A 26266-nucleotide genomic window follows, 5' to 3' on the forward strand; every position below is an offset into this window, starting at 1 on the left:
CGCCGGTTCGGAATTACACCGAGTCCCGCCAGCGCGTGGTGGGTACACGGGAAGTGTTACACGCCGGACGGGGGGTCGCGCCACCCGGGCGTGGTACTTCACAGCAACAGCGCACGAATCAGGTGACCCCGCGCCGGCGGTCCACCGCCACGTACGAGCCGGGTTGGCTCTTGGCCACCGTCTTCATCTCGGAGGCGACCGCGATCGCCTCCAGCGGGTCGGTGAACCGCTTGCCGGAGTCGGAGAGGGACACGCCGATCGAGAGGGTGACCAGGGCGGCCCGCCGGATGTTGCCCCGGCGGTCCTTCAGCTCCACGTAGCCGCGCGCGGCGTCGACCGGGTCGTAGAGCGAGTCGGCGGCCTTCTCGAAGTCTGCGGAGACCCGGGAGGTGAGCGGCCGGACCTGTTCCGGGGCGCAGACGATGACGAAGTCGTCCCCGCCGACGTGCCCCAGAAAGGCCGGCGGCAGCCCGACCGAGACCACCGCCCGGTGCAGGCTGCGGGCCAGGGCCGAGATGAAGTCGTCGCCGCGGACGAAGCCGTACCGGTCGTTGACGCTCTTGAACCGGTCGATGTCGATGTAGCCGACGGCGTAGTCGACCCCGCTGCGGACGCGGTCGGAGATCTCCCGGCGGATCCGGCTGTTGCCGGGCAGCCCGGTCAGCGGCGAGACCTCGCGGAACTCCTTGTTGCGGCGCAGCGTGGAGCTGACCCGGGCGACCAGTTCGGCGGTGTCGAAGGGCTTGACCAGGTAGTCGTCGGCGCCGGCGCTGAGCCCGTGCACCTTGTCCACCGTCATGCCCTTGGCGGTCAGCATGATCACCGGCAGGGCGGAGGTCATCGGGTCGGCGCGCAGCCGCCGGGTCAGCTCCAGCCCGTCGATGCGCGGCATCATCAGGTCGACCACCGCCAGGTCGGGGCGCTGGCGCTCGATCACCTCGAGCGCCTCCTGCCCGTCGCTGGCGTGGATCACCTCGAAGCCGTGCAGCCGGAGGTTGAACGCGACGAAACGCGCGATGTCCTCGTCGTCGTCGACGACGAGGATGACGTCCGGACGGTCCCCGGCCGGTTCCACGTCAGGCCCCGGGGGCGGCGCGCTCCGCGAGTGCCCGCAGCTTCCGGACGGCCTCGGCGGGGTCGTCGGCGCCGTAGACGGCGGTGCCGGCGACGAACGCGTCGGCACCCGCCTCGGAAGCCTGGGCGATGGTGTCGGCGGCGATGCCGCCGTCGACCTCGATGCGCAGTTCGAGGTGGCCGGCGTCGACGTGCCGGCGGGCCGTACGCACCTTGTCCAGCAGCTGCGGGATGAACCGCTGCCCGCCGAAGCCGGCCTTGATGGTCATGATCAGCAGCGTGTCGAAGCTCGGCAGCAGCTCCAGGTACGGCTCGATCGGGGTGTCCCGGTCGATCGCCAGCCCGGCCTTGGCCCCCGCCGAGCGCAGGTCCTTGGCCAGGGCCACCGGGTCGTCGCACGCCTCGGCGTGGAAGGTGACGTTGTACGCCCCGGCGTCGGCGTACCCGGGCGCCCACCGGCGCGGGTCCTCGATCATCAGGTGCACGTCGAAGGGCAGCTCGGTGGCGGCCCGCAGGCTCTGCACCACGGGCAGCCCGATGGTCAGGTTGGGCACGAAGTGGTTGTCCATGACATCCACGTGCAGCCAGTCCGCGGCGTTCTCGACGGCACGGACCTCCTCGGCGAGGCGGGCGAAATCGGCGGCGAGGATGCTGGGCGCGACGATCGGCGGCGGTACGGTCACGGGGCCAGTGTACGAACGCGGCCGACGACCACCCGCAGCGCGCCACCAACCGGGACACCCGGTGACCCGGCGGTGACCAGTGGTGCAGAATTGGTCCTCCCGGGTCAGCGAAACCGGACGAAGGGCCATCCGCGACTGGCCGGACGACGGAAACGCGGCAAGACTCCATCAGGGACGGTGACGGCCGCGCGGTGGCCCGGCGGCGGTCGACGCGTCAGCTCCCGGAAAGGGCGGACGATGCGACGGTGGCTCGCGGCGCTGGCGCTGGCCGGCACGCTGACGGTCCTGCTGTCCGGCTGCGTACGACCGGGCGGCTCCGACGGCGACCTCACCGACGACTGGCCGGCGCTGCGGGCGCCGCAGCTGTTCGTGCCGGCCACGGACGCCTGCCTGCCCCGGATCACCGCCGTCGTGCAGGCGCGCACCTACGAGGCGGTGGACTGCTCCCGCAACCACCTGGCCGAGACCGTGCACGTGGGCAGCTTCGCCGGCCCGGCCGCCGACGGCGACCGGCCCGAACCGGGATCCGCGACCCTGCGTCCCGCCCGCGCCGAGTGCGACCAGCGGGCCCGCGAGGTGCTCGGCGGCGACTGGCACGCCGCCCGCATCACGCTCACCGTCGCGCTGCCCTCCGCCCCCGCGTGGCGCGGGGGCGCCCGCTGGTTCCGCTGCGACCTGAGCGAGACCGGCAGCATCGACAACACCCGGCCGGTGAACCGCACGGGCAGCCTGCGGGGCGCGATGATCGGCGACTCCCCGCTGCTGCACCGCTGCTTCGACCCGAAGCTGATCGGCGACAACCTGAACTACATGGCACCGGTGCTGTGCACCGAGCCGCACCGCGCCGAGTTCGTCGGCGTCTACCTGGAGCGGGACGTCACCTGGGCCGAGTTCGGCCGGTCCCACCGGCAGGCGCACACGCGCTGCATGGCGCTCATCGCCGCCTTCGCCGAGGTGCCCAACAACAGCGACCTGCCGTACCGGGCGGGCTCGATCTTCTATCCCCCGTCGCAGCGGGAGTGGCAGGAGGGCGACCGGGGGGTGCGGTGTTTCCTGTGGAGCGACGACCGGAAGCTGACCCGCTCCATGCGGGGCGCCGGCCCGCAAGGGTTGCCCGCGAGCTGAGCGAGGGTGCCGTATGCTGCCGCACCGTGGCGTGTCCGGCCGCCTCCGCGCCGGCGGGACCGCCGCGCTGGCCGCCGCCGGGTGCGGCCCACGAACGGCGGGAGGTCGGGATGCGACGGTGGTGGACGGCGGCCACGGTGGGCGCGGTGGCGGCCCTGGCGCTCACCGGTTGCGGCACCCCGGCCGGCACCGACCGTGACCTGACCGACGACTGGCCGGCGCCCGCCGCGCCGCAGGCGTTCGTGCCCGCCGCCGGGGTCTGCCACGCCGGCGTGCAGGACGTCGGCTACCTCACCGCCTACCACCCCGTCGACTGCGCGGCGTCACACCGCACGGAGACCGTGCACGTCGGCACGCTGACCGGGGCGGGGGCCGACCGGGTCACGCCCCCGCCGGCCGGCTCGGCCGGCATGCGCGCCGCCCGCGCCGAGTGCGACGCGAAGGTCAACCAGGTGGTCGGCGGCGACTGGCGGGCCGGCCGGCTCGGGCTGAGCGTGGTGCTGCCGTCGCCGCAGGCGTGGGGCGGCGGCGCCCGCTGGTTCCGCTGCGACCTGAGCGAGCAGACCAGCCTCGACGAGGCCGCCGCGAAGGCCCGCACGGGCAGCCTGAAGGGCGCCCTGAGCGGCGCCGCCCCGCTCGCCCACCGCTGCTTCAACCCGAAGACGCGGGCCGACGAGGTGCGGGAGATGGTGCCGGTGGCCTGCACCAGCAAGCACCGCGCCGAGTTCGTCGGCGTGTGGCAGGCCCCCGACACCAGCTACGACGACTTCAGCCGGGACACCCGGAAGGTGCACCGGGCGTGCCGGACGCTGATCGCGAAGTACGCCAGGGTGCCGGACAACGGCGACCTGCAGTACCGGGCCGGCTCGATCTACTACCACCCGTTCGAGCGGGAGTGGCGCAACGGCAACCGGGGCGTGCAGTGCTTCCTGTGGGTCAGCGACCGCAACCTCACCAGGTCGGTGAAGGGCGCCGGCACGAGGGGCCTGCCGGTCACCTGAGGCCCGGGGCGGCCAACGCGGACGGCCGCCCCGGCCCCTGCCGCGCCTAGCTGGCCTGGAGCGTCACGTCGTCGACGACGAAGCTGGTCTGCAACGAGGCGTCCTCCGTGCCGGTGAACTTCAGCGTCACCGTCTGTCCCGCGTACCCGGCCACGTTGAACGACCGCTGCGTGTAGCCCGCCGCCGCGTTCAGGTTCGAGTACGTCGCCAGCGTGGCCGTCCCCACCTGCACGACCAACCGGTCGTACGCGGTGCTCGTCGTCGTCTCCGCCGTGTCGACGTGCAGCCAGAACGACAGCGTGTAGCTCGCACAGCCCGCCGGGATCGTCACCGACTGCGACAACGTCTCGGTCCGCGTCGAGCCGTACCCCAGCAGCCACGCCTTGTACGAACCCGTCCGCGCCGGCTGGCGGGTGTCGTTCGTGATGACACCCGACGAGGCGGTCCACGGCGACGACCCGCTTTCGAACCCACCGTTGCCGATGAGCTGTCCGCCGGCGCAACCGCCACCCCCACCGACGGTCAGGGTGTAGCTGGCCGAGCGCGAGACGCCGCCGGAGCCCGCGCCGGTGACCGTGAGGGTGTACGTGCCCACCGGGGCCGAGGCCGACGCGCTGACCGTCATGGTGGCGGAGCCGCCGGAGGCGACCGACGACGGGCTGAAGGACACGGTGACACCCGCCGGGGCGCCGGTCGCCAACAGGCTGACCGTCTGTGCGGTGCCGCCGGTGGTGGCCGTGGCGACCGTCGCCGTGGTGGACGCGCCCCGCTGCACCGAACCCGACGTCGGGCTCACCGCGACCGAGAAGTCGTTGGTTCCCGTGCCCACAGCGAGCTGCCAGACGGCGTACGCGATCCCGTCGGCGCTGCGGTTGAGCACCGTGGCGCTGACGTTCGAGGTGGTGTCGCAGGACCGGTGGTAGCACGGGTCGTACGCCGAGCCGGACGTGCCGCCCCACTTGGCGGCCTGCGCCGAGGTCTTCCGGGCGCTGGCGCCGGCAGCGTACCCGGAGGTCGGGATGCCGGCCTGCTGGAACGAGTAGTCGTCGGAGCGTCCCTGGCCCTCGACGTTCTCCTCGGGCTGGATGTTCAGCGAGTCCCAGTACGCCTTCAGCGGGGCGGCGGTGGTGGAGGTGATCCGGTTGATGAAGTAGCCGCCGTTGGTGGAGCCCACCATGTCGAAGTTGTAGTAGCCCTTGACGTATCCCCGCTGGGTGGCGCTGAGGGAACGCACGTAGAAGTCCGAGCCGTTGAGGCCCTGCTCCTCGTCGGTCCACCAGGCGAACCGGACCCGCTTGGTCATCGTCGGGTTCTGCCGGGCCAGCACCAGCGCGTTCTCCAGCAGCGCGGCCGAGCCGGTGGCGTTGTCGTTGATGCCCGGGCCGGCGGAGACGCCGTCGAGGTGCGCGCCGAACATGACGACCTGGTCGGCGGGGCCGCCCGGCCACTCGGCGATCAGGTTGTTCGACCGGTAGGTGCAGTCGGTGCAGACCTGCTCGGTCACCGTGTACCCGGCGGCCTGGAGCTTCGTCTTGACGTACGCGACGGAGGCCGTGTAGCCGGCGGAGCCGGCCCGCCGGTTGCCGCCGTTCTGGGTGGCGATGCTCTGGAACTGCGTCAGGTGGGCCTGGACGTCGGCGATCGCGATGTCCGGCGCGGCCAGGGCCTGCGCGGCGGGCGCGAGCACGCCGGCGGCCGGGGCCGCCGACGCCGGCGCGGCGGTCGGCGCCGCCATGCCGCCGGTGACGACGGCGAGCGCGAGGCCGGCGGTCAGGATTCTTCGTTTCATGGACGCTCCTCGATAGGTGGCCGCCTGATGATGCCACCGTGGAGCGCGATCGTGGAAGCAGACGAAAGGGCGGCGCTGCCCGCCGCGCCCGCGTACCGCCGACGGACCGACGGGCGTGGTGTCGTACCGGTGGGCAATCATGTGTCGACGCCCGACGGAGGGGGGAGGAACGATGATCGGCACCTTGTGGACCGTCGCCCTGGACACCCGTGACATCGCCGGTCTGGCGAGGTTCTACCAGGAGCTGGCCGGGTGGCGGCAGATCCATGCCGAGGACGACTGGATCACGATGACCACCAACGACGGCTGGCGGGTGGCGGCCCAGCTCGCGCCGGACCACGTGGCACCGCGGTGGCCGGATCCCGCCCGCCCCCAGCAGGCCCATCTCGACCTGCGGGTGCCCGACCTGGCGGCGGCCACCGCCCGGGCGCAGGAGCTGGGCGCGACGCTGCTGCGTCGCAACGAGCGGTGGCACACCCTGGCCGACCCCGCCGGGCACCCGTTCGACCTGTGCCTCAACGCCGACGACCCGCGCACCACGCTGGCGGGCGTGATGCTGGACTGCCCCGACGCCAGGGCGCTCAGCGTGTTCTACGCGGAACTGCTCGGCAAGCCGGTGACCTACGAGGGCGACGGCATGGCGATGATCGGCGAGGACGGCGCCCAACCGGTGCTGTTCCAGCAGGTGGCCGACTACTCGCCGCCGCGCTGGCCCGACCCGGCCCACCCGCAGCAGATCCACCTCGACGTGCGGGTCGACGACGTGGCGGCGGCCGAGTCGGCGGCGCTCGCGCTCGGCGCCACCCGCCTGCCCGGCGAGGGGGACAACTGGCGGGTGTACGCCGATCCCGCCGGCAAGCCCTTCTGCTTCGTCTGGGACCTCGACCAGGGGTGACGGGTGCCCTTCAGGTCCCGCCGGTCACCGTGCGCGGACCACGGCGCGGCACGCCCCGTGAGCGTGCCGCGCCGTGGTCCTCCGCGTCGCGGCCGGACGAGCCCGTGGGACCCCCCGCTCAGGTGCGGCGGAGCATCGCGAGGAACATCGCGTCGGTGCCGTGCCGGTGCGGCCACAGCTGCACCGTCGGCCCGTCGCCGAGGCCGGGCATGCCCGCCGGCAGCAGGGGCCGGGCGTCGACGAAGTCGACCGGCACGCCGGAGCGGCGGGCCGCCTCGGTCACCGTCACGTGCGTCTCCACGGTGTGCGGGGAGCACGTCACGTAGGCGACCAGCCCACCCGGGCGGGTCGCGCGCAGCGCCGCGGCCAGCAGCTCGCGCTGCAACCGGGTCAGCGGCGGCAGGTCCGAGGGCTGGCGCCGCCAGCGGGACTCCGGGCGACGGCGCAGCGACCCGAGCCCCGTGCAGGGCGCGTCGACGAGCACCCGGTCGAAGTGCGCCTCCGGCAGCTTCGGGTCCGCGCCGACGGTGCGGCCGTCGGTGTGCAGCACGGTCACCGGCAGGCCGCGGGTGGCCTGTTCGACCAGCCGGGCCCGGTGCTCGGAGACCTCGACCGCGGTCAGCCGCGCGTCCCGCTGGGCGGCCAGGGCGCCGAGCAGGCCGGACTTGCCGCCCGGGCCGGCGCACAGGTCCAGCCAGCGCCCGTCCGGGCCGTCGAGCGGGGCCACCGCCAGGGCGTTGGCCACCAGCTGGGAGCCCTCGTCCTGCACGTGGGCACGCCCCTGCGCGAGCGCCGGCAGGTCGCCGGGCGCGCCGCCGGAGAGATAGACCGCGTACGGGGAGAAGGCCCCCGGTGCGCCGCCGGCCTCGTCGGCCAGCTCCGCCGCATCGGCCAGCCCGGGCCGGGCGCACAGGTGCACCGGCGGGCGCTCGTTGTCCTCGATGAGCAGCCGGGTGGTCTCGCCGAGGTCGCCGCCGAGCGCCTCGGCGAAGGCCCGCACGATCCACTGCGGATGGCTGTACGCCAGGGCCAGGTGCCCGACCGGGTCGCTCTCCGCCGACGGGGCCAGCTTGGCCACCCAGGCATCGGCGTCACGGCCGGCGACCTCGCGCAGCACCGCGTTGGCGAAGCCCGTCGCGCCGGGGCCCACCGCCCGGACCAGGTCGACGGTCGAGGAGACCGCGGCGTGCGCCGGCACCCGCGTGTGCAGCAGCTGGTACGCCCCGAGCCGCAGCGCGTCGCGCACCGGCGGGTCGATGCGCTGCACGTCCCGCCCGGCGGCGTCGCTGAGGATCGCGTCGAGGGTGCCGAGGTGGCGCAGCGTGCCGTAGGTCAGTTCGGTGGCGAAGGCGGCGTCGCGGCCGACCAGCCCCGCGTCGCGCAGGAGTGACGGGAGCACCAGGTTGGCGTACGCGTCGTCCCGGTGCACCGCCGCGACCGCCTCGTAGGCCACCTGGCGGGGCAGGTCGACCGTCGGGCGGGCAGGGGGGCGCCGGCCGCCGTCGCGGCGGTCGCCGCCGGCTCGGGCACCCCACTGGCCGCCCCGTGCCGGCCGCTCGCCGCGCTGGCCGCCCGCGGGACGCTGCTCGCGCCCGCCGGAGCGCTCACCGCCGAAACGCCCGCTGTCGGAGCGCTCACCGCGTCGTTCGCCGTCGGAGCGCTCACCGCGCCGTTCGCCGGAGAGCCGGTCGCCCGAGGGCCCTTCCGAAGTGCCCGTCACGCGACTTCCTCCCCTGCGGCGACCCGGACGCCCCGCGCCCAGTCGGTCGCCGGCATCGCCCGCTTGCCCGCCGCCCGGACCTCGCCGAGCCGCACCGGGGTGGTGGCCGTGCCGGCCAGCACCCGGGACTTCTCCACCAGCAGCTCGCCCGGCTTCAACTCCGGGCCGTCGGGCACCGGGGTGACCGGGCCCAGCTTGACGCGCTCGCCCCGGAACGTCGTCCACGGGCCGGGCGCCGGGGTGCAGGCCCGGATCCGCCGGTCCACCGCGAAGGCGGGATCGGACCAGCGCACCCGGGCGTCCTCCACGGTCAGCTTCGGCGCCAGCGACACCCCGTCGGCGGGCTGCGGCTCGGCCCGGGCCGTGCCGTCGTCGATCGCGTCGAGGACGGCCACCAGCAGGCCGGCGCCGGAGTGGGCCAGCCGCTCCAGCAGGTCGCCGGACGTGTCGGTCGGACGGATCTCGTCGGTCAGCGTGCCGTAGACCGGACCGGTGTCCAGCCCTTCCTCCAGTTGGAACACACTCGCCCCGGTCAGCTCGTCGCCGTGCAGCACGGCGTGCTGCACCGGCGCGGCCCCACGCCAGGCGGGCAGCAGCGAGAAGTGCAGGTTGATCCAGCCGTGGCGGGGGATCTCCAGGGCGGCCGGCGGCACCAGCGCGCCGTACGCGACCACGGGGACGCAGTCGGGGGCCAGCTCACGCAGCCGGTCCTGGAACTCCGGCTCACGCGGCCGGGCGGGGGTGAGCACCTCGATCCCGTGCTCGTCGGCCCACGCCCCCACCGGGGAGCGGACCAGCCCGCGGCCGCGCCCCGCGGGGGCGTCCGGCCGGGTGACCACGGCGAGGAGTTCGTGACGGGAGGCCGCCACGGCGGCCAGGGCGGGAACGGCGACGGCCGGCGTACCGGCGAAGATCACACGCACCGGCTCACCGACCCAGGCCGAAGGGGCTGCCGGAGGCGTGCGGGTTGAGCTTGACCGTCGGCGGGGTGGCCGGGTCGTACCACTCCGCCTGGCGGATCGCCTTCATCGCCTCCTTGCGCCCGGCCGGGTCCAGCCGGTCCACGAAGAGCACCCCGTCGAGGTGGTCGGTCTCGTGCTGCACGCAGCGCGCCATCAGACCGGTGCCGACGATCTGCATCGGGTCGCCGTAGCCGTTGAAGCCCTTGGCGATCACGTTCTGCCGGCGCTTGGTGTCGAAGTAGAGGCCGGGGATGGACAGGCAGCCCTCGGGACCGTCCTGCTCCTCGGCGTCGGGGAACTCCAGCACCGGGTTGACCAGGTGGCCGACCACGTCGTCGACGTCGAAGGTGAACACCCGCAGGCCCACACCGAGCTGCGGCGCGGCGAGACCGGCGCCGTTCTGCTCACGCATCGTGTCGGTCAGGTCGGCGACGAGCTTGCGCAGCTCGACGTCGAAGTCGACCACCGGATCGGCCGGCGTGCGCAGCACCGGATCCCCGAACAGACGGATGGGCTGGACGGTCACTCGGCATGGCTCCTTCGGCGGGCGGACTGGTGCCGTACCAGTCTACGGAGTGCCGTCGGCCGCCCCGGCCGGCGTGCCGCGAAGCGGCGCGGACCGTTGCGTGTCGATGGTCACGGGGAGGCTCTCGTAGCCGCGCAGGACCAGCCGGGACCGGTGCCGCGGCGGGGCGGCCAGGGCGAGCCCGGGCAGCCGGCGCAGCAGCAGCGGGAAGGCGACCTGCGCCTCCAGCCGGGCCAGGCCGGCCCCGAGACAGTAGTGCGGACCGGCGCCGAAGGACAGCGGATGGCTCTGGGCCCGCCACGGGTCGAAGCGTTCCGGCTCGGGGTAACGCCGGGGATCCCGGTTGGCCGCGGCGAGCAGCAGCAGGACCCAGCCGCCGGCGGGCACCTCGACGCCGCCCACGGTGACCGCCGCGCTGCTCAGCCGGGTGGTGAGCTGCACCGGTGGGTCGTAGCGGAGCAGTTCCTCGACGTACGCCGGGGCGAGCTGCGGATGCCCGCGCAACGCGTCGGCCGCGCGCGGGTGCGCCAGCAGCACGGCCAGGCCGTTGCCGAGCAGGTTGGTGGTCGTCTCGAAGCCGGCGACCAGCAGCACCACCAGGTTGGCCAGCAGCTCGTCGCCGGAGAGCCGCTCACCGTCGGTGTCGTGCACCTGCACCAGCGCGGTGGTCAGGTCGTCGGCCGGCGTACGTCGGCGGGCTGCGACCAGCTCGGCGAAGTAGTCGCGCAGCTCGATCGCGCCCCGGTCGGCCACGGCCAGCTCGTCCGGCGTGATCACCGGCTCCAGCACCCCGGTCAGGTCGGCCGCCCAGCGCCGGAACAGCGGCCGGTCCGCCGCCGGCACGCCGAGCAGCGCGCAGATCACCCCGACCGGCAGCGGGTACGCGAACTCTGCCAGGAAGTCGACGGGCTCGCCGTCCGCGCCCCGCTCCGCCATGGCGTCGACCAGCTCCTCGGCCTGGGCCGCCACCACGTCCCGCATGGCGGCGATCCGGCGGGGGGTGAAGGCCCCCGCCGCCAGCCGGCGCATCCGGCTGTGGTCGGGCGGGTTGGTGCGCAGCATCGACCGGGAGATCGACGCGATCGCGGGGCTGTCCCGCCAGCCCGGCATGAACCGGTCGCGCAGCGCGTCGTCGAGCACCCCGACCCGGGGGTCACGCAGCAGCTCGTCGGCCTCGGCGTAGCCGGTGACCGCGTACATCGCCGGACCGGCCTGGACCACCGGCCCGAGGGCGCGCAGCCGCTCGTACGTCGGGTAGGGGTCGATCCGCCCTCCCGGCGACATGAGCAGCGCGACGGCGTCGGCAGCGTCCATGGTCAGCCTCCCGTCCGTGGCCGAGAGACCTCATCATGCCCCGTGCGGCGACACCCGGCTGCCCCGCCGGGGCGGGTGGCGTACCGGCCTCACGGGGAACGGCGGCGGCGCTCCCCGGCCCCGGGCGGCCCGGGGCGCGCTCGGCTCAGACGCCGGTGCCCGGCTCCCCGGCCAGGACCGCGTCGCCGCCGAGCAGGGCGTGCTCGGGCAGCGGCAGCTCGATCTTGTGGGCGGCCTCCCAGTCGTGGATCAGGCCGGGCCGGGCCTGGGCGGCGAAGTAGTCGACCGCGCTCATCCCGCCGACCACCGGCTCGTCCACCTCGGCGACGAGCTGGGCCGGCACCAGGCGGAAGCCGTTCTGCAGGGCCGCGCTGAGGCGGCGGTGCCCGTCGACGACGAAGAAGTACTCGCCGGTGTAGCCGATCCGCAAGGGCTCCAGCGCCTCGTCGCCGGTGGCGGCCACCTCGCCGACGAACTCCGAGTCCCACAGGTCACGCAGGTGGGCGATGTCCTCGGTCGGGTAGACGCGGGCCGGGTCGAGCAGCAGCAGCGGCGGCGCGTCGCGCAGCACGTCCGCGCACAGCCGGCCCTCGTACGCGTCGATGATGTGCTCGATGACCTCGGAGGCCGAGGCGCGGGTGGTGTCGCAGATCAGGTCGTAGTTGCGCAGCCGGGCCTTGTCCACCCCGTAGCGGACGATGAACCGGCCCCGCTCGCTCTCGCTACGCTCGCGCAGCTTGGCCTTGGCCTCCTCCATCGAGGCGTAGCTCTCGGCCGGGCCGGAGGGGCGGGCGAGCACCCGTCGGGCCGCCTCGCCCGGCTCGGTGATCATGTGCACCTTGAGCGCGTCCGTGAAGAAGTGCCAGGCCAGCCGGGAGTCCATGACGAGCCGCTCGCCCGAGGCCGCGATGTCCCGCTGGAGCTGGTCGACGTAGCCGTCGACGGCCTGGTCCAGCTCCGCGTGCAGGTTGAGCTGGAGCGCGGTCATCTGCCGCTCCTGCGCCATCTGGCGGTAGAGGTCGCCGACGCTGACCCGGCGCAGGCCGAGCCGCTCGGCGATGACCACGGAGACGGTGCTCTTGCCGCTGCCGAGGTCACCATTGAAGACGATCGACTGACGAACGGTCACGACTGGTCCACCCCTGATCACCGGCTGTTTGGAATCATCGACACCGCGCCGAAACCGACGCGCTCCCGCCATCGTCGCGCGATCCTGCGACGACCCCGGCTCGGCGCGTCCGGCGCCGCGCCGCGACCTGGAGCCGTCGTACGCCCGGGCATGACGGGCGATGCTATCACCCGCGTGTCGACACGCCGCCGGACACGGCGTGCGACGACGGCCAGGTCGGGCGGTGGGAGCGGCGCCGGCCCGGCCGGACCGCCGGTCAGAAGAGGGCCAGCGGGTCGACCTGGAGGCGGACCGGCTCGGCGGCCTTGCGGGCGGTGCGCACCCCCGCCGCCGAGTGCAGCGCGCCGGCCAGCGCGCCGGCGCGGGCCCGGGGGACCCGGACCAGCATCCGCTCCCGTTCCCCGTCGGCCGGCACCGGCCCGAGCAGCTCGGCCTCCGCCGGCAGCCGGGCCTCGGCCAGCAGGTCGGCCACCGCGGCCGGCAGACCGGTGACGCTGGCCATCCGCACCGCCGGCGGGAAGCCCAGTTCCCGCCGTTCGGCCAGCTCTCGGGCGGCGAACCAGCCGGCGTCCCAGCGCAGCAGCGCCTGCACCGGGGCGAGGGCCCCGTCGGCGACCACCACCACCCGCCCGCCGGCGGAGGCGGGACGGGCCAGCGCGGCGGCCGCCAGCCAGCGGCGCAGCGCCTCCTCCCCCGCCCGCAGGTCGGCCCGGGTGAGCAGGGCCCACGAGTCGAGCAGCAGCACCGCCCCGAAGCCGCCCTCGGCGACCGGCTCAGCGCCGGGGGTGGCGATGACCAGGCCGGCGCCGCCCGGGACCGCGGCCAGCACCTCCTCCCGCCCGGACGTGCGCACCGGCACGCCGGGGAAGGCCCGGCCCAGCTCCTCGGCGGTGCGCCGGGCGCCGGTGACGGAGGCGCGCAGCCGCCGCCCGCCGCACTCGGGGCAGGCGTACGCGGCGGCGACCCGCCCGCACCAGCGGCAGGCCGGGGTGCCCTCGGCGGAGGGCAGCGCGAGCGGGCCGGCGCAGTGCGGACACCGGGCCGGGGTGCGGCACTCGGCGCAGGCCACCGAGGGCAGGTAGCCGCGACGGGGCACCTGGACCAGCACCGGCAGGTCCGCCCGCAGCGATTCCCGGGCGGTGGTCCAGGCCAGGCTGGGCAGCCGGGCGGTGGCCGCCCCTGGGTCCCGGGCCAGCTGCGGGTCGTCGCCCGTGGGCGCGATCGCCGGCATCCGGGCCCGGACGGTCGCCCGATCGGCCACCACCTCGCGGGCCCACCCGGTCTCCACCAGCAGCTGCGCCTCGGCGGTGCGGGTGTACCCGCCCACCAGCGCTGCGGTGTCGCCGAGCTGGGCGCGGGTGAGCAGCACCTCGCGGGCGTGCGGATAGGGGGCCCGGGGCTCGGCGTGCAGGTCGTCGCCGTCGTCCCAGATCGCCACCAGCCCGAGCCGGGCGACCGGGGCGAACATCGCGGCCCGGGTGCCGACCACCACCGCCGCGTCGCCGCGCCGGGCGGCGAGGAACGCCCGGTAGCGCCGGGCGGGACCGAGCGCGGCGGAGAGGCAGACGTGCCGCCCGGGGCCCAGGGCGTCGTGCAGGGCGGCGTCGAGACGGTCCAGGTCGCGGTTGTCGGCGACGACCACCACCGCGCCCCGGCCGCCGGCCACGGTGGCGGCGACGGCCTCGGCGTACCGGGCGGGCCAGTCCTCCCCCGGCAGCGCCGACCAGACCGCCCGGGGGGCCCGCCCGTCGGCGAGCGCCCGCAGCAGGGCCGGCCCGGCCGGATAGTCCCGCCACGCGTCGGGGCCCACGTCGGGAACGGCGGGACCCACGTCGGGAACGGCGGAGTCTACGCCGGGAACGGCGGAGTCCACGTCGGGAACGGCGGAGTCCACGCCGGGGGCGGCGGCGGAGTCCACGTCGGGAACGGCGGAGTCCACGCCGGGGGCGGCGGCGCGGGCGCGGACGTCCTTCTCCACCCGGGCGTGCCGGGGCGGAACGGCGAGGCGGAGCACGTCGGCGAGGCTGCCGGCGTAGCGGTCCGCGACCGCCCGGGCCAGCCGGGCGACCTCCGGCGCGAGCACCGGCTCGGGCGAGACGACCTTCTCCAGGTACGCCAGCCGGCCGGTGTGCCCCGAGTCGTCGGCCCGCTCCAGCAGCCAGCCGTCGACGAGCTGCCCCGCGAAGCGGACCTTCACGCGTACGCCGGGGACGGCGTCGGCGTCCAACTCGGCCGGGACGAGGTAGTCGAACGGGCGGTCCAGGTGGGCCAGGGGGACGTCGACGCAGACACGAGCGACCGGCGACCCGTCCGCGGGTCGCCGGTCGCTGCGCCTGGTGCCGGTCAGGCTCCCGCGGCCGACTTGAGGTCGGCGGCCCGGTCGGTGCTCTCCCAGGTCAGGTCCGGCAGCTCCCGGCCGAAGTGGCCGTAGGCGGCGGTCTGCTGGTAGATCGGGCGGAGCAGGTTCAGGTCCCGGATGATGGCGGCCGGGCGCAGGTCGAAGACCTCGGAGACGGCCTTCTCGATCGAGGCGACCGGCACGGTCTCGGTGCCGAACGTCTCGACGAAGAGGCTGACCGGGTGGGCCTTGCCGATCGCGTACGCGACCTGGACCTCGCACCGCTCGGCCAGGCCGGCGGCGACCACGTTCTTGGCCACCCAGCGCGTCGCGTACGCCGCCGAGCGGTCCACCTTCGACGGGTCCTTGCCGGAGAACGCGCCGCCGCCGTGCCGGGCGTAGCCGCCGTAGGTGTCGACGATGATCTTGCGCCCGGTGAGGCCGGCGTCGCCCATCGGCCCGCCGATCTCGAACCGGCCGGTCGGGTTCACCAGCAGCCGGTAGCCCTCGGTGTCCAGCCCGAGGCTCTCCAGCTCCGGGGCGATGACGTGCTCGCGCACGTCGGGGGTGAGCAGCGAGTCCAGCGAGATGTCCGCGGCGTGCTGGCTGGAGACGACCACCGTGTTGAGCCGGACGGGGCGCAGCCCCTCGTACTCGATCGTGACCTGGGTCTTGCCGTCGGGGCGCAGGTACGGGATCGTGCCGTCCTTGCGCACCTGGGAGAGCCGCCGGGCCAGCCGGTGCGCCAGGGCGATCGGCAGCGGCATCAGCTCCGGCGTCTCGGAGCAGGCGAAGCCGAACATCATGCCCTGGTCGCCGGCGCCCTGCGCGTCCAGCGCGCTCTCCGACGCCCCGGTCCGCAGCTCGAAGGCGTTGTCGACGCCCTGCGCGATGTCCTCCGACTGCGCGCCGATGGAGACGCTCACGCCGCAGGAGGCGCCGTCGAAGCCCTTCTTCGACGAGTCGTAGCCGATGTCGAGGATGGTCCGGCGGACGATCGTGGGGATGTCGGCGTACGCCTTGGTGGTCACCTCGCCCGCGATGTGCACCTGACCGGTGGTGATCAGGGTCTCCACCGCGACGCGGCTGCGCGGGTCCTCGGTGAGCAGGGCGTCGAGGATGCCGTCGCTGATCTGGTCGGCGATCTTGTCCGGGTGGCCTTCCGTGACCGATTCGGAAGTGAAGAGGCGGCGTGTCACGGCACTCCTAAATTGTGGAAGTCGTTCCGCGGCAGTTTAATCATCCGCGTCAGAGCCTGGCCCCTTCGGTCGTGCCCGGTTCCAGCCGTCAGGAACGGCCGGGCAACCGGGCCACCACGAGATCCCAGACGCCGTCGGCGAGATCCTCCTTGGACCGTTCGGGCATCCGGCTGACCGAACCGTCCGCGCCGATGACGGTCGCCGCGTTGGTCTCGGCGCCGAAGACCTTGTCGTGCCCGACCTCGTTGATCACGACGAGGTCCGCCCGCTTGCGGGCGAGCTTGGCCCGGCCGTTGGCCTCGGCGTCGCCCGTCTCCGCGGCGAACACCACCAGCACCTGCTCCGGGCGACGACGCCGGCCCAGCTCGGCAGCGATGTCCGGGTTGGTGACGAGCTCGATGGTGGGCGCGCTGCCGTCGTCCGACTTCTTGATTTTGCCAGGCGCGTAGGTCGCGGGACGGAAATCGGCCGGAGCCGCCGCCATCACCACCGCGTCGGCCTCGGCCGCCGCCGCCAGCGTGGCGTCGCGCAGCTCGCTCGTGGTGCCGACCCGGACCAGGTCGACGCCGGCGGGGTCGGGCAGCGAGACGTTGGCCGAGATCAGCGTGACGCGGGCGCCCCGGGCCACCGCGCAGCGGGCGAAGGCGTAGCCCTGCTTGCCCGAGGAGCGGTTGCCCAGGAAGCGGACCGGGTCGAGGGGCTCGCGGGTGCCGCCGGCGGTCACCACCACGTGCCGCCCGGTCAAATCGGCGGGCGCCCCGACGCCCCGGGCCAGCGCCCGGCGGGCGACCGCGAAGATCTCCGCCGGGTCGGGCAGCCGGCCCTTGCCGGTGTCGGCGCCGGTGAGCCGGCCGACGGCGGGCTCGACGACGCGCACGCCCCGGGAGCGCAGCGTCGCGACGTTGGCGACGGTGGCCGGGTGCTCCCACATCTCGGTGTGCATGGCCGGGGCCAGCACGACCGGGCAGCGGGCGGTCAGCAGCGTGTTGGTGAGCAGGTCGTCGGCGAGGCCATGGGCGGCCTTGGCCAGCAGGTCGGCGGTGGCCGGCGCGACCACCACCAGGTCGGCCTGCTGACCGAGCCGGACGTGCGGCACCTCGTGCACGTCAGACCAGACGTCGTCGGCGACGGGCTGGCCGGAGAGCGCGGCCCAGGTCGGGGCCCCGACGAAGCGCAACGCCGACGCGGTCGGCACGACCCGGACCTGGTGGCCCGACTCGGTGAAGAGCCGCAGCAGCTCGCACGCCTTGTAGGCGGCGATGCCGCCGCCGACCCCGAGGACGATCCGGGGGGACATCGACGCGGGGCGGATTACGGCTGGTCGGTCGGCTCGGCGGTGAGCAGGCCCGCGTTGATCTCGCGCATGGCGATGGAGAGGGGCTTCTCCTGCGGCGTGGTCTCGACCAGCGGGCCGACGTATTCCAGCAGACCCTCACCGAGCTGGCTGTAGTAGGCGTTGACCTGGCGCGCGCGCTTGGCGGCGAAGATCACCAGCGCGTACTTCGAGGTCGTCTTCTCGAGGAGCTCGTCGATCGGCGGGTTGGTGATGCCTTCGGGGTTTGCGATGGATCCCACGAATTAACCTCTGCGTCTATCGCACCGCGTGGCGGTGCTGGCGGTCAACCGCGCGTGTGCGGTGGCGCCGGAGCCAGGAAAGAAGAACCGGACAAGCCTACCAGCTCGTCGACGACCCGCCCGGTGAGGTCGTGCGCGAGGGTGTGTTCGAACGCGGCCGGGGTGACCTGCGGGGGGAGGTTCCCCGGCGGGTGCAGCAGCACCAGCCGGGCGTCGGGCAGCACCGCCCGGACCAGCAGCGCGCCGGCCAGGTCGAGGCCGATCAGCACCGGCTGACCGGCGGCGAGCCGGGAGCGCAACGGTTCGAGGGGGGTGCCGCGCCGGTGGGGCCCGGCCCGGCTCCACTCCAGCAGCTCCCCGGCGGCGACCATCCGGTCGAACTCGGCGGGGGTCAGGAAGAGCCGGTCGACGCCGTCCAGCTCGCCCTCCCGGCGGGATCGCGTGGTGGCCGGCACCGGAACCCACACGGACGGAGAACGCGCCCGGACGCGCTCGACGACACTCTCCGTGCCGGAGCCCGAGGGCCCCGTCAGGACAGTGAGCCGAGCCGCCGGGCGCGCCTCGTCATCCGTGCTCACTGCTTGTTTCTACACGCAGCCAGGCTCAGTTGGCGGCGAACTCTCCAAGCAGTGCCTTGCGCTGCTGCTCGCCGAGGCCACGCAGGCGACGGCTGTCGGCGATCTTGAGCTTCTCCATGATCTGGGTGGCCCGGATCTTGCCGATACCCGGCATCGCCTGCAGCACGGCGGAGACCTTGAGCTTGCCGACGACGTCGTCGGACTCGGCACGCTCGAGGACGGCTCCGAGGGTGGTCTTGCCCTGCTTGAAGCTGCTCCTTCAGCTCAGCACGGGCCTTGCGGATCTCCGCGGCCTTCTCCAGCGCGGCAGCGCGCTGTTCGGGGGTCAGTGACGGGAGCGGCACCAGTTCTCCTCAGGTCCCTATCGCGACGGGCGGGACGCACCGCCGCATCTGTGAAACGTGGTGTCGCTGTGAACCAAGGGGTCCATGGTTCCCAGCGCGGGGAAAACTAGCGGTCGACGGCGCATTCGGCAACGTGGACGCGCGATGATCTTTACAAAGGTGACCGAGCCGTCAGTCAGTCACCAGCGGCGAGGGCGGCCCGACAGCCGGTCAGGGCACGGTCGGCGGCGGCCCGCAGCGCGTCCGGATCCGGGCCCGCGCCCAGCACCTCGCGGGAGTACGAGGGCAGCACCGCGGGCAGCGCGGAGCCGAAGACGACGCGCAGATCGGCCGCGGTGGCGCCCTGCGCCCCGAGGCCCGGGGCGAGCAGCGGACCGTTCACGGCGGAGAGGTCGTGACCGGTGTCACCGATGGTCGCGCCGACCACCAGCCCGACGCTGCCGAGCGGCTGCGCACCCGCGTTGAGCTGGGAAATCTCGTCGATGACGGCCTGCGCGACGGTGCGTCCGTCGGCGGTGCGCGCGCGCTGCACGGCGGCGCCCTCGGGGTTGGAGGTGAGCGCCAGCACGAAGACCCCGCCGCCGTGCTCGGCGGCCAGTTCGAACATCGGCGCGAGCGCGCCGACGCCGAGGTACGGGCTCGCGGTCAGCGCGTCCACATGGACCGGGCTGGATGGGTCGAGGTACGCCGAGGCGTACGCGGCGACGGTCGAGCCGATGTCGCCGCGCTTGACGTCCAGCAGAACGAGCGAGCCGGCTTCGCGCAACTGTCGGATAGTTGACTCAAGAATCGCGATACCTTTCGAGCCGAACCGCTCGAAAAAGGCCGACTGCGGCTTGATCACCGCGACCCGGTCACCGAGGGCTTCCGTGATCGTCCGGGCGAACCGGTCAAGCCCCCGGACATCGTCGTCGAGCCCCCAGCGGGCCAGCAGCCCCGGGTGCGGGTCGATGCCGACGCAGAGCGGACCCCGCTCGGTGACGGCCCGGTGCAGGCGGGCGCCGAAGCTCTCCATCCGGTTTTCTCCCTCTCCTCGGCACCCCGGGGCGTCCGCCGCCGGGGCACGCTCCTGTCGCGGACGGCGCGCGCCGCCCGCGTACTCCCGCCGGATCGTGACCGGCGGCTCAGCCGGCCCGCACCGCGGCGGCGACCCCGGCGGCGATCCGGGCCACGTCGGCGTCGTCGGTGACGTACGGCGGCATGGTGTAGACCAGGTCGCGGAACGGCCGCAGCCAGACCCCCTCGGCGACCGCCGCGGCGGTGGCGGCGGGCAGGTCCACCTCGTGGTCCAGCTGGACCACGCCGATCGCCCCGAGCACCCGCACGTCGGCCACCCCCGGCGCACCGCGCAACGGCTCCAGGCCGGCCCGCAGGCCCGCCTGCACCCGTGCCACCTGCCCCGCCCAGTCCCCGTCCCGCAGCAGGCCGAGGGAGGCGTTGGCGACCGCACAGGCCAGCGGGTTGCCCATGAAGGTCGGGCCGTGCGCCAGCACCCCGCCGGCGGAGATGCCCCGGGCGACCTCCGCGGTGCAGAGCGTGGCGGCCAGCGTCAGGTACCCGCCGGTGAGCGCCTTGCCCACGCACATCACGTCGGGCGCCACCCCGGCGTGCTCGGCGGCGAACATCGCGCCCGTGCGGCCGAAGCCGGTGGCGATCTCGTCGAAGATCAGCAGCACCCCGTGCGCCCGGGTCACCTCGCGCAGCACCCGCAGGTAGTGCGGGTGGTGGAAGCGCATGCCGCCGGCGCCCTGGACCACCGGCTCCACGACGACCGCGGCCAGCTCGTGGGCGTGCCGCTCGACCGCCTCGACCAGGGCCGCCTCGTAGGCCGGCTCGGGCGGGGTGTCGAAGCCGCCGGGCGGCACGGGGGCGAAGACCTGCCGGGGCAGCACGTCGCCCCAGAGGTGGTGCATTCCGCCCTCCGGGTCGCAGACGCTCATCGGGTGGAACGTGTCGCCGTGGTAGCCGCCCCGCCAGGTGCCCAGCCGGCGGCGCTCCGGCCGGCCAATGGCCCGCTGGTACTGCAGGCACATCTTGATCGCCACCTCGACGCCGACCGAGCCGGAGTCGGCCAGGAAGACGTGCTCCAGCCCGTCCGGGGCCAGCTCGACCAGGGTGGCCGCCAGGCGGACCGCCGGGGCGTGGGTGAGCCCGCCGAACATCACGTGGCTCATCCGGCCGAGCTGGTCGGTCACCGCCGCGTCGAGCACCGGGTGCCGGTAGCCGTGGATCGCCGCCCACCACGACGACATCCCGTCGACCAGCTCCCGGCCGTCGGCCAGCCGCAGCCGTACGCCCGCCGCGCCCTCCACCACGTAGGGCGCGCTCGCCGGCGGCAGGGCCGCGTACGGGTGCCACACGTGCGCCCGGTCGGCGGCCAGGACCTCCTCGGGGGTCACCCGCCCGTCCCCGTGGCCCGGACGGCGGCGCGGACCAGGGCCGGGCCACGGTAGATGAAGCCGGTGTAGAGCTGCACCAGGACGGCGCCGGCGTCGAACATCCGGGCCGCCGCGTCCGGGTCCACGACGCCCCCGACACCGATCACCGGCAGCCGGCTGCCGGCCTCCCGGTGCACGAAGGCGACCACCTCGCGGGCGCGGTCGGCGAGCGGGCGACCCGACAGGCCGCCGGTCTCCGCGCCGCGCGCCCGGTCGGCCGGGGCGAGGCCGTCGCGGGCCAGCGTGGTGTTCGTGGCGATCACCCCGGCGGCGCCCCGGGCCAGGCAGACCTCCAGCAGCTCGGCGATCGCCGGCTCGGTGAGGTCCGGGGCGATCTTCACCAGCACCGGCTTCTCCCCCACCAGCGCCGCCAGGATGGCGTCCAGGTGCGCCCGGTCCTGCAGCGAGCGCAGCCCCGGGGTGTTCGGCGAGGAGACGTTGACCGCGAAGTAGTCACCGTGCCCGCGCAGCGCGCGGTACGAGGCGAGGTAGTCCTCCACCGCCTCGTCCAGCGGGGTCACCTTGGACTTGCCCAGCGAGATGCCCAGCGGCACCCCGATCGGGCGGGGCAGCGCCGCGAGCCGGGCCGCGAGGGCCTCGGCTCCGGCGTTGTTGAAGCCCATCCGGTTCACCACGGCCTCGCTGTCGCGCAGCCGGAACAGCCGCGGCCGGGGGTTGCCCGGCTGCGGGTGCGCGGTGACCGTGCCGACCTCGACGAAGCCGAAGCCCAGCGCCGGCCAGGCCGGCAGCGCCACGCCGTCCTTGTCCATCCCGGCGGCGAGCCCGACCGGGTTGGGGAACTCGACGCCGAACACCGTGCGCGGCGCGCGGACGGCGTAGCGGGCCCGCAGCACGGCCAGCGCCGCCGGCCGCCCGGACAGCTCCGCCAGCCGGCGCAGCGTCCACTCGTGCGCGGCCTCGGCGTCCCCGCCGCCGATCCGGAACAGCCCGGGCCGCACGATCCGCTCGAACATCACCGCGCGCTCGCCGGGGCGGTCACTCGGCGGCCCGCAGGGCGGCGTGCAGCTCCTGGAGCGGGCGGACCTGCATGTCGCCCCGGATCCGCGCCTCGATGCCCATCACCGCCGCCGCCGCGCCCGGCACCGTGGTGATGCACGGGATGTCCGCCGTGACGGCGGCGCTGCGGATCTCGTAGCCGTCCGAGCGGGCGCTCGCGCCCGAGCCCTGCGGAGTGTTGATCACCAGCGCCACGTCGCCGCCGAGGATCAGCGACACCGCGTCCTCGCCCCCGCCGGACTCGTAGTGCTTGCGGATCTGCTCGCAGGCGATGCCGTGCCGGCGCAGCACCTCCGCCGTGCCGGTGGTGGCGACGATCTCGAACCCGAGGTCGGCCAGGCGCTTGATCGGGAAGATCATGCCGCGCTTGTCCCGGTTGGCGACCGAGACGAAGATCTTCCCGGCGGTCGGCAGCGAGCCGTACGCGGCCGACTGCGACTTGGCGAAGGCGTGCCCGAATGCGGTGTCGATGCCCATCACCTCGCCCGTGGACTTCATCTCCGGGCCGAGCAGCGAGTCCACGCCCTTGCCGGTGGGGGTGCGGAACCGCTTGAACGGCAGCACCGCCTCCTTGACCGCGATCGGGGCGCCGGCCGGCAGCGAGCCGCCGTCCCCGGTCGCCGGGAGCAGCCCCTCGGCGCGCAGCTCGGCGATGGTCGCGCCCAGCGCGATCCGGGCCGCCGCCTTGGCCAGCGGCACCGCCGTCGCCTTCGAGACGAAGGGCACCGTCCGGGACGCGCGGGGGTTCGCCTCCAGCACGTAGAGCATGTCGTCCTTCAGCGCGTACTGCACGTTGAGCAGGCCCCGCACGCCCACGCCCCGGGCGATCGCCTCGGTGTAGCGGCGCACCTGGGCCACGTGCGAGCCCGCCAGGGTGATCGGCGGCAGCGCGCAGGACGAGTCGCCGGAGTGGATCCCGGCCTCCTCGATGTGCTCCATCACCCCGCCGAGGTAGACCTCGCCGTCGGCGTCGCAGAGCGCGTCCACGTCGATCTCGATGGCGTCGTCGAGGAAGCGGTCCACCAGCACCGGGTGGTCCGGTGAGATCTCGGTGGCCCGGCCGATGTAGTCACGCAGCGTGGCGTCGTCGTAGACGATCTCCATGCCCCGCCCGCCCAGCACGTACGACGGCCGGACCAGCACCGGGTAGCCGATCTCGTCGGCGATCGCCTTCGCCTCGTCGTACGAGGTGGCCATGCCGTGCGCCGGCGCACGCAGCCCGGCCCGGGCCAGCACCGCCCCGAACGCGCCCCGCTCCTCGGCCAGGTGGATCGACTCCGGGGAGGTGCCGACGACCGGCACGCCCGCGTCCTTCAGCCGCTGCGCCAGGCCCAGCGGGGTCTGCCCGCCGAGCTGGACGATCACCCCGACCACGCCCGGCCCGCCGGCCGCCCGGCCGGACGAGTCCTCGGCGTGCCAGACCTCCAGCACGTCCTCGAAGGTCAGCGGCTCGAAGTAGAGCCGGTCGGCGGTGTCGTAGTCGGTGGAGACGGTCTCCGGGTTGCAGTTGACCATCACGGTCTCGTAGCCGGAGCCCGCCGCCCCGCCGAGCGGCGCGCTGCGCAGCGCCTGTACCGCGTGCACGCACGAGTAGTCGAACTCGATGCCCTGACCGATCCGGTTCGGCCCGGAACCCAGGATCATCACCTTCGGCCGGGCCGACGGCACGACCTCCGTCTCCTGGTCGTACGTCGAGTAGTGGTAGGGCGTGGTCGCCTCGAACTCGGCGGCGCAGGTGTCCACCGTCTTGTAGACGGGGCGGACGTCGAGGCGGTGCCGCAGCGTCCGTACGCCGTCCTCGGCGGCCAGCTCCGGGCGCAGCGCGGCCAGCTGCCGGTCCGACAGGCCGGCCCGCTTGGCCCGGCGCAGCAGCTCGGCGTCGAGCACCGGGGCGTCCACGATCTCCGCGCGCAGCTCGACGAGGGCGGCGATCTGGTCCAGGAACCAGGGGTCGATCCCGCCGGACGCGGCGGTGACCTCGGCGATCGACGCGCCCAGGCGCAGCGCCCGCTCGACGGTGTAGAGCCGCCCGTCGTGCGGCATCCGCAGCGCGTCGAGGGTGTTCTCCTTCGTCGCGCCAGCCGGGTCGGGCAGCGTCCAGAAGCCGCCCGCCTTCGTCTCCAGCGACCGCATCGCCTTGTTCAGCGCCTCGCTGAAGTTGCGGCCCAGGCTCATCGCCTCGCCGACGGACTTCATGGTGGTGGTCAGCTCCGGGTCGGCGCCCGGGAACTTCTCGAACGCGAACCGGGGGATCTTCACCACCACGTAGTCCAGGGTCGGCTCGAACGCCGCCGGGGTCTTCAGGGTGATGTCGTTGGGAATCTCGTCGAGGGTGTAGCCGATGGCCAGCTTCGCGGCGATCTTCGCGATCGGGAAGCCGGTGGCCTTGGAGGCCAGCGCCGACGACCGGGACACCCGGGGGTTCATCTCGATCACCACGATCCGGCCGTCGGCCGGGTTGACGGCGAACTGGATGTTGCAGCCGCCGGTGTCCACCCCGACCTCGCGCAGCACCGCGATGCCGAGGTCGCGCAGCTTCTGGTACTCCCGGTCGGTGAGCGTCATGGCCGGGGCGACCGTGACGCTGTCGCCGGTGTGCACGCCCATCGGGTCGACGTTCTCGATCGAGCAGACCACCACGACGTTGTCGTGCCGGTCGCGCATCAGTTCGAGCTCGTACTCCTTCCAGCCGAGCACGCTCTCCTCGATGAGCACCTCGTGCACCGGGCTGGCGGCCAGCCCGTCACCGGCGATGCGGGCCAGGTCCTCCGGGGTGTGCGCCATGCCGGAGCCGAGGCCGCCCATGGTGAACGACGGCCGGATCACCACCGGCAGGCCCAGCTCGGCGACCGTGGCCTCGACCTCCGCCATCGAGTGGCAGACCCGGGAGCGGGGCACCAGGCCCACCGGGTCGTCGATGCCCAGACGTACGCCGGCCTTGGCGACGATGTCCTTGAACAGCTGCCGGTCCTCGCCGCGGTTGATCGCCTCGATGTTGGCGCCGATCAGCTCCACGCCGTACTTCTCCAGCACGCCCGCCCCGTGCAGGGCGACGGCCGTGTTCAGCGCGGTCTGCCCGCCGAGGGTGGGCAGGATCGCGTCGGGACGCTCCTTGGCGATCACCAGCTCGACGAACTCCGGGGTGATCGGCTCGACGTACGTGGCGTCGGCGAACTCGGGGTCCGTCATGATCGTCGCCGGGTTCGAGTTGACCAGGCTGACCCTGATCCCCTCGCTGCGCAGCACCCGGCAGGCCTGGGTGCCGGAGTAGTCGAACTCGCAGGCCTGCCCGATCACGATCGGCCCGGAGCCGATCACCAGGATGTGCTTGAGATCGGTCCGCTTAGGCATGTGTGCGCCCCTCGCTCTGGGTCCGGCCCTCGATGAGTTCGGCGAAGCGGTCGAAGAGGTAGTCCGCGTCGTGGGGACCGGCCGCCGCCTCCGGGTGGTACTGGACGGTGAAGGCGGGCACGTCCTTCGCCCGCAGCCCCTCGACCACGTTGTCATTGAGGCAGACGTGACTGACCTGGACGCCACCGAACTCGGTCTCGATCACCTGGTCGGGTACGACCGCGCCGTGGCCCGCGCCGGGGACCTCGACCGCGAAGCCGTGGTTGTGGCTGGTCACCTCGACCTTGCCGGTGACCCGGTCGAGCACCGGCTGGTTGATCCCCCGGTGGCCGTAGCCGAGCTTGTAGGTGCCGAAGCCCAGCGCCCGGCCGAGGATCTGGCTGCCGAAGCAGATGCCGAACAGCGGCACCCTGCGGCGCAGCACCTCCCGCGCCAGGGCGACCGGGGCGTCGGCGGTGGCCGGGTCGCCCGGGCCGGGCGAGAAGAAGACCGCGTCCGCGCCGGTGGCGAGCAGGTCGTCGATGGTGGAGCCGGCCGGGAGCACGTGCGTGGTGACCCCGCGGGCGGCGAGCCGGCGCGGGACGTTGCGCTTGATGCCCAGGTCCAGCGCCGCGACCGTGAACCGGTGCGCGCCGGAGGCCGCCACCACGTACGGCTTGGCCGTGGTGACCTCGGCGGACAGGTCCGCGCCGACCATCTCCGGGGCCTGCCGCACCCGGGCCAGCAGCGCCCGGGGGTCGGTCTCGACGCTGGAGATGCCGACCCGCATCGCGCCGCGCTCGCGCAGGTGCCGGGTCAGCGCCCGGGTGTCGACGCCGCTGATGCCGACGACGCCCTCGGCGGCCAGCCGCTCCTCCAGCCCGCCGGTGGCCCGCCAGTTGGAGCCGATGCGGGCGGGGTCGCGGACCACGTAGCCCGCGACCCAGATCCGGCCCGACTCGTCGTCCTCGCCGTTGACGCCGGTGTTGCCGATGTGCGGGGCGGTCTGCACCACCACCTGACGGTGGTAGGACGGGTCGGTCAGCGTCTCCTGGTAGCCGGTCATGCCGGTGTTGAAGACGGCCTCGCCGAAGGTCTCCCCGACGCTGCCGTACGCCTCGCCGTGGAACGTCCGCCCGTCCTCCAGGACGAGGATCGCCGATTGTCTGCGGGTCATGCTGTGTCTCCTTCGATCCGGCCTGCGGGGCTCCGCTCCGCTGCACTCCTCG

The 26266-nt window shown here is 74.2% G+C and carries 21 protein-coding genes and 1 pseudogene; 3 read left to right on the forward strand and 19 right to left on the reverse strand.

The window, feature by feature from the left end; genetic code table 11:
* Positions 1-118: 118 nt before the first annotated feature.
* The gene (locus DER29_RS00190) at positions 119-1075 is read right to left on the reverse strand and encodes a response regulator (RefSeq protein WP_121395205.1); all 957 of its coding nucleotides are present in this window, start codon (positions 1073-1075) and stop codon (positions 119-121) included.
* A 1-nt stretch (position 1076) separates the two neighbouring features.
* Complete coding sequence (gene rpe / locus DER29_RS00195; RefSeq protein ID WP_121395207.1) at positions 1077-1757, reverse strand: ribulose-phosphate 3-epimerase; 681 nt, start codon at positions 1755-1757, stop codon at positions 1077-1079.
* A 237-nt stretch (positions 1758-1994) separates the two neighbouring features.
* On the opposite strand from rpe, the gene DER29_RS00200 reads away from it, so the two are divergent.
* Both DER29_RS00200 and DER29_RS00205 read left to right on the forward strand, forming a co-directional pair.
* Positions 1995-2882 carry a septum formation family protein gene (locus DER29_RS00200; RefSeq protein ID WP_121395209.1) on the forward strand — a complete coding sequence of 296 codons (888 nt, stop codon included), beginning with the start codon at positions 1995-1997 and terminating at the stop codon, positions 2880-2882.
* A gap of 110 nt (positions 2883-2992) precedes the next feature.
* Positions 2993-3883 carry a septum formation family protein gene (locus DER29_RS00205; RefSeq protein ID WP_121395211.1) on the forward strand — a complete coding sequence of 297 codons (891 nt, stop codon included), beginning with the start codon at positions 2993-2995 and terminating at the stop codon, positions 3881-3883.
* 46 nt (positions 3884-3929) lie between these two features.
* Here DER29_RS00205 and DER29_RS00210 read toward each other — a convergent pair whose 3' ends face one another.
* Complete coding sequence (locus tag DER29_RS00210; RefSeq protein ID WP_121395213.1) at positions 3930-5672, reverse strand: M28 family peptidase; 1743 nt, start codon at positions 5670-5672, stop codon at positions 3930-3932.
* Between the two features lie 172 nt (positions 5673-5844).
* Between DER29_RS00210 and DER29_RS00215 the strand changes: the two genes are divergently transcribed.
* The gene (locus tag DER29_RS00215) at positions 5845-6567 is read left to right on the forward strand and encodes a VOC family protein (RefSeq protein WP_121395215.1); all 723 of its coding nucleotides are present in this window, start codon (positions 5845-5847) and stop codon (positions 6565-6567) included.
* A 118-nt stretch (positions 6568-6685) separates the two neighbouring features.
* Here DER29_RS00215 and DER29_RS00220 read toward each other — a convergent pair whose 3' ends face one another.
* The 16 genes and pseudogenes from DER29_RS00220 to carA form a co-directional block, all read right to left on the reverse strand.
* Positions 6686-8287, reverse strand: coding sequence for an RsmB/NOP family class I SAM-dependent RNA methyltransferase (locus DER29_RS00220; RefSeq protein ID WP_121395217.1), 1602 nt, complete (start codon positions 8285-8287; stop codon positions 6686-6688).
* Positions 8284-9210 (reverse strand): methionyl-tRNA formyltransferase, encoded by a 927-nt coding sequence (gene fmt / locus DER29_RS00225; protein ID WP_121395219.1) that lies wholly within the window; start codon positions 9208-9210, stop codon positions 8284-8286. Before fmt ends, DER29_RS00220 begins: the two co-directional genes overlap by 4 nt.
* 4 nt (positions 9211-9214) lie before the next feature.
* Positions 9215-9775, reverse strand: coding sequence for a peptide deformylase (gene def / locus DER29_RS00230; RefSeq protein ID WP_121395221.1), 561 nt, complete (start codon positions 9773-9775; stop codon positions 9215-9217).
* A 42-nt stretch (positions 9776-9817) separates the two neighbouring features.
* Complete coding sequence (locus tag DER29_RS00235) at positions 9818-11089, reverse strand: cytochrome P450 (RefSeq protein ID WP_121395223.1); 1272 nt, start codon at positions 11087-11089, stop codon at positions 9818-9820.
* 145 nt (positions 11090-11234) lie between these two features.
* Entirely contained in the window at positions 11235-12218 is a 984-nt protein-coding gene (locus DER29_RS00240; RefSeq protein WP_121395225.1) for an AAA family ATPase, read from the reverse strand.
* 256 nt (positions 12219-12474) lie between these two features.
* A complete protein-coding gene (locus tag DER29_RS00245) occupies positions 12475-14565 on the reverse strand; it encodes a primosomal protein N' (protein WP_121398849.1) in 2091 nt (696 codons plus the stop codon).
* Positions 14562-15755, reverse strand: a complete 1194-nt coding sequence (gene metK, locus DER29_RS00250; protein WP_121395227.1) for a methionine adenosyltransferase — start codon at positions 15753-15755, stop codon at positions 14562-14564. Before metK ends, DER29_RS00245 begins: the two co-directional genes overlap by 4 nt.
* Before the next feature lie 88 nt (positions 15756-15843).
* Positions 15844-17052, reverse strand: coding sequence for a bifunctional phosphopantothenoylcysteine decarboxylase/phosphopantothenate--cysteine ligase CoaBC (gene coaBC / locus DER29_RS00255; protein WP_121395229.1), 1209 nt, complete (start codon positions 17050-17052; stop codon positions 15844-15846).
* Between the two features lie 14 nt (positions 17053-17066).
* A complete protein-coding gene (gene rpoZ, locus DER29_RS00260; protein ID WP_007075826.1) occupies positions 17067-17330 on the reverse strand; it encodes a DNA-directed RNA polymerase subunit omega in 264 nt (87 codons plus the stop codon).
* A gap of 44 nt (positions 17331-17374) precedes the next feature.
* A complete protein-coding gene (locus DER29_RS00265; protein ID WP_121395231.1) occupies positions 17375-17908 on the reverse strand; it encodes a guanylate kinase in 534 nt (177 codons plus the stop codon).
* Between the two features lie 25 nt (positions 17909-17933).
* Positions 17934-18252 (reverse strand): annotated as a pseudogene (mihF, locus tag DER29_RS00270) (integration host factor, actinobacterial type).
* A gap of 175 nt (positions 18253-18427) precedes the next feature.
* Complete coding sequence (gene pyrF / locus DER29_RS00275; protein WP_121395233.1) at positions 18428-19267, reverse strand: orotidine-5'-phosphate decarboxylase; 840 nt, start codon at positions 19265-19267, stop codon at positions 18428-18430.
* Between the two features lie 109 nt (positions 19268-19376).
* On the reverse strand, positions 19377-20651 hold the full coding sequence (locus tag DER29_RS00280; RefSeq protein ID WP_121395235.1) for an adenosylmethionine--8-amino-7-oxononanoate transaminase: 1275 nt from the start codon (positions 20649-20651) through the stop codon (positions 19377-19379).
* A complete protein-coding gene (locus DER29_RS00285; protein WP_121395237.1) occupies positions 20648-21667 on the reverse strand; it encodes a quinone-dependent dihydroorotate dehydrogenase in 1020 nt (339 codons plus the stop codon). The genes DER29_RS00280 and DER29_RS00285 overlap by 4 nt, the downstream gene beginning before the upstream one ends.
* Positions 21668-21686: 19 nt before the next feature.
* Positions 21687-25058, reverse strand: a complete 3372-nt coding sequence (gene carB, locus DER29_RS00290; protein WP_121395239.1) for a carbamoyl-phosphate synthase large subunit — start codon at positions 25056-25058, stop codon at positions 21687-21689.
* Positions 25051-26214, reverse strand: a complete 1164-nt coding sequence (gene carA / locus DER29_RS00295) for a glutamine-hydrolyzing carbamoyl-phosphate synthase small subunit (RefSeq protein ID WP_121395241.1) — start codon at positions 26212-26214, stop codon at positions 25051-25053. The genes carB and carA overlap by 8 nt, the downstream gene beginning before the upstream one ends.
* Positions 26215-26266 lie beyond the last annotated feature (52 nt).

The sequence above is a fragment of the Micromonospora sp. M71_S20 genome, from assembly GCF_003664255.1.
Lineage (GTDB): Bacteria > Actinomycetota > Actinomycetes > Mycobacteriales > Micromonosporaceae > Micromonospora.

What these genes read in the sequence shown, in the direction of transcription:
- DER29_RS00200 (WP_121395209.1), top strand. Translation starts at nt 1,995, where the DNA reads ATGCGACGGTGGCTCGCGGCGCTGGCGCTGGCCGGCACGCTGACGGTC.
- DER29_RS00205 (WP_121395211.1), top strand. Translation starts at nt 2,993, where the DNA reads ATGCGACGGTGGTGGACGGCGGCCACGGTGGGCGCGGTGGCGGCCCTG.
- DER29_RS00210 (WP_121395213.1), bottom strand. Translation starts at nt 5,672, where the DNA reads ATGAAACGAAGAATCCTGACCGCCGGCCTCGCGCTCGCCGTCGTCACC.
- DER29_RS00215 (WP_121395215.1), top strand. Translation starts at nt 5,845, where the DNA reads ATGATCGGCACCTTGTGGACCGTCGCCCTGGACACCCGTGACATCGCC.
- DER29_RS00235 (WP_121395223.1), bottom strand. Translation starts at nt 11,089, where the DNA reads ATGGACGCTGCCGACGCCGTCGCGCTGCTCATGTCGCCGGGAGGGCGG.
- coaBC (WP_121395229.1), bottom strand. Translation starts at nt 17,052, where the DNA reads ATGTCCCCCCGGATCGTCCTCGGGGTCGGCGGCGGCATCGCCGCCTAC.
- pyrF (WP_121395233.1), bottom strand. Translation starts at nt 19,267, where the DNA reads ATGGAGAGCTTCGGCGCCCGCCTGCACCGGGCCGTCACCGAGCGGGGT.
- carB (WP_121395239.1), bottom strand. Translation starts at nt 25,058, where the DNA reads ATGCCTAAGCGGACCGATCTCAAGCACATCCTGGTGATCGGCTCCGGG.
- carA (WP_121395241.1), bottom strand. Translation starts at nt 26,214, where the DNA reads ATGACCCGCAGACAATCGGCGATCCTCGTCCTGGAGGACGGGCGGACG.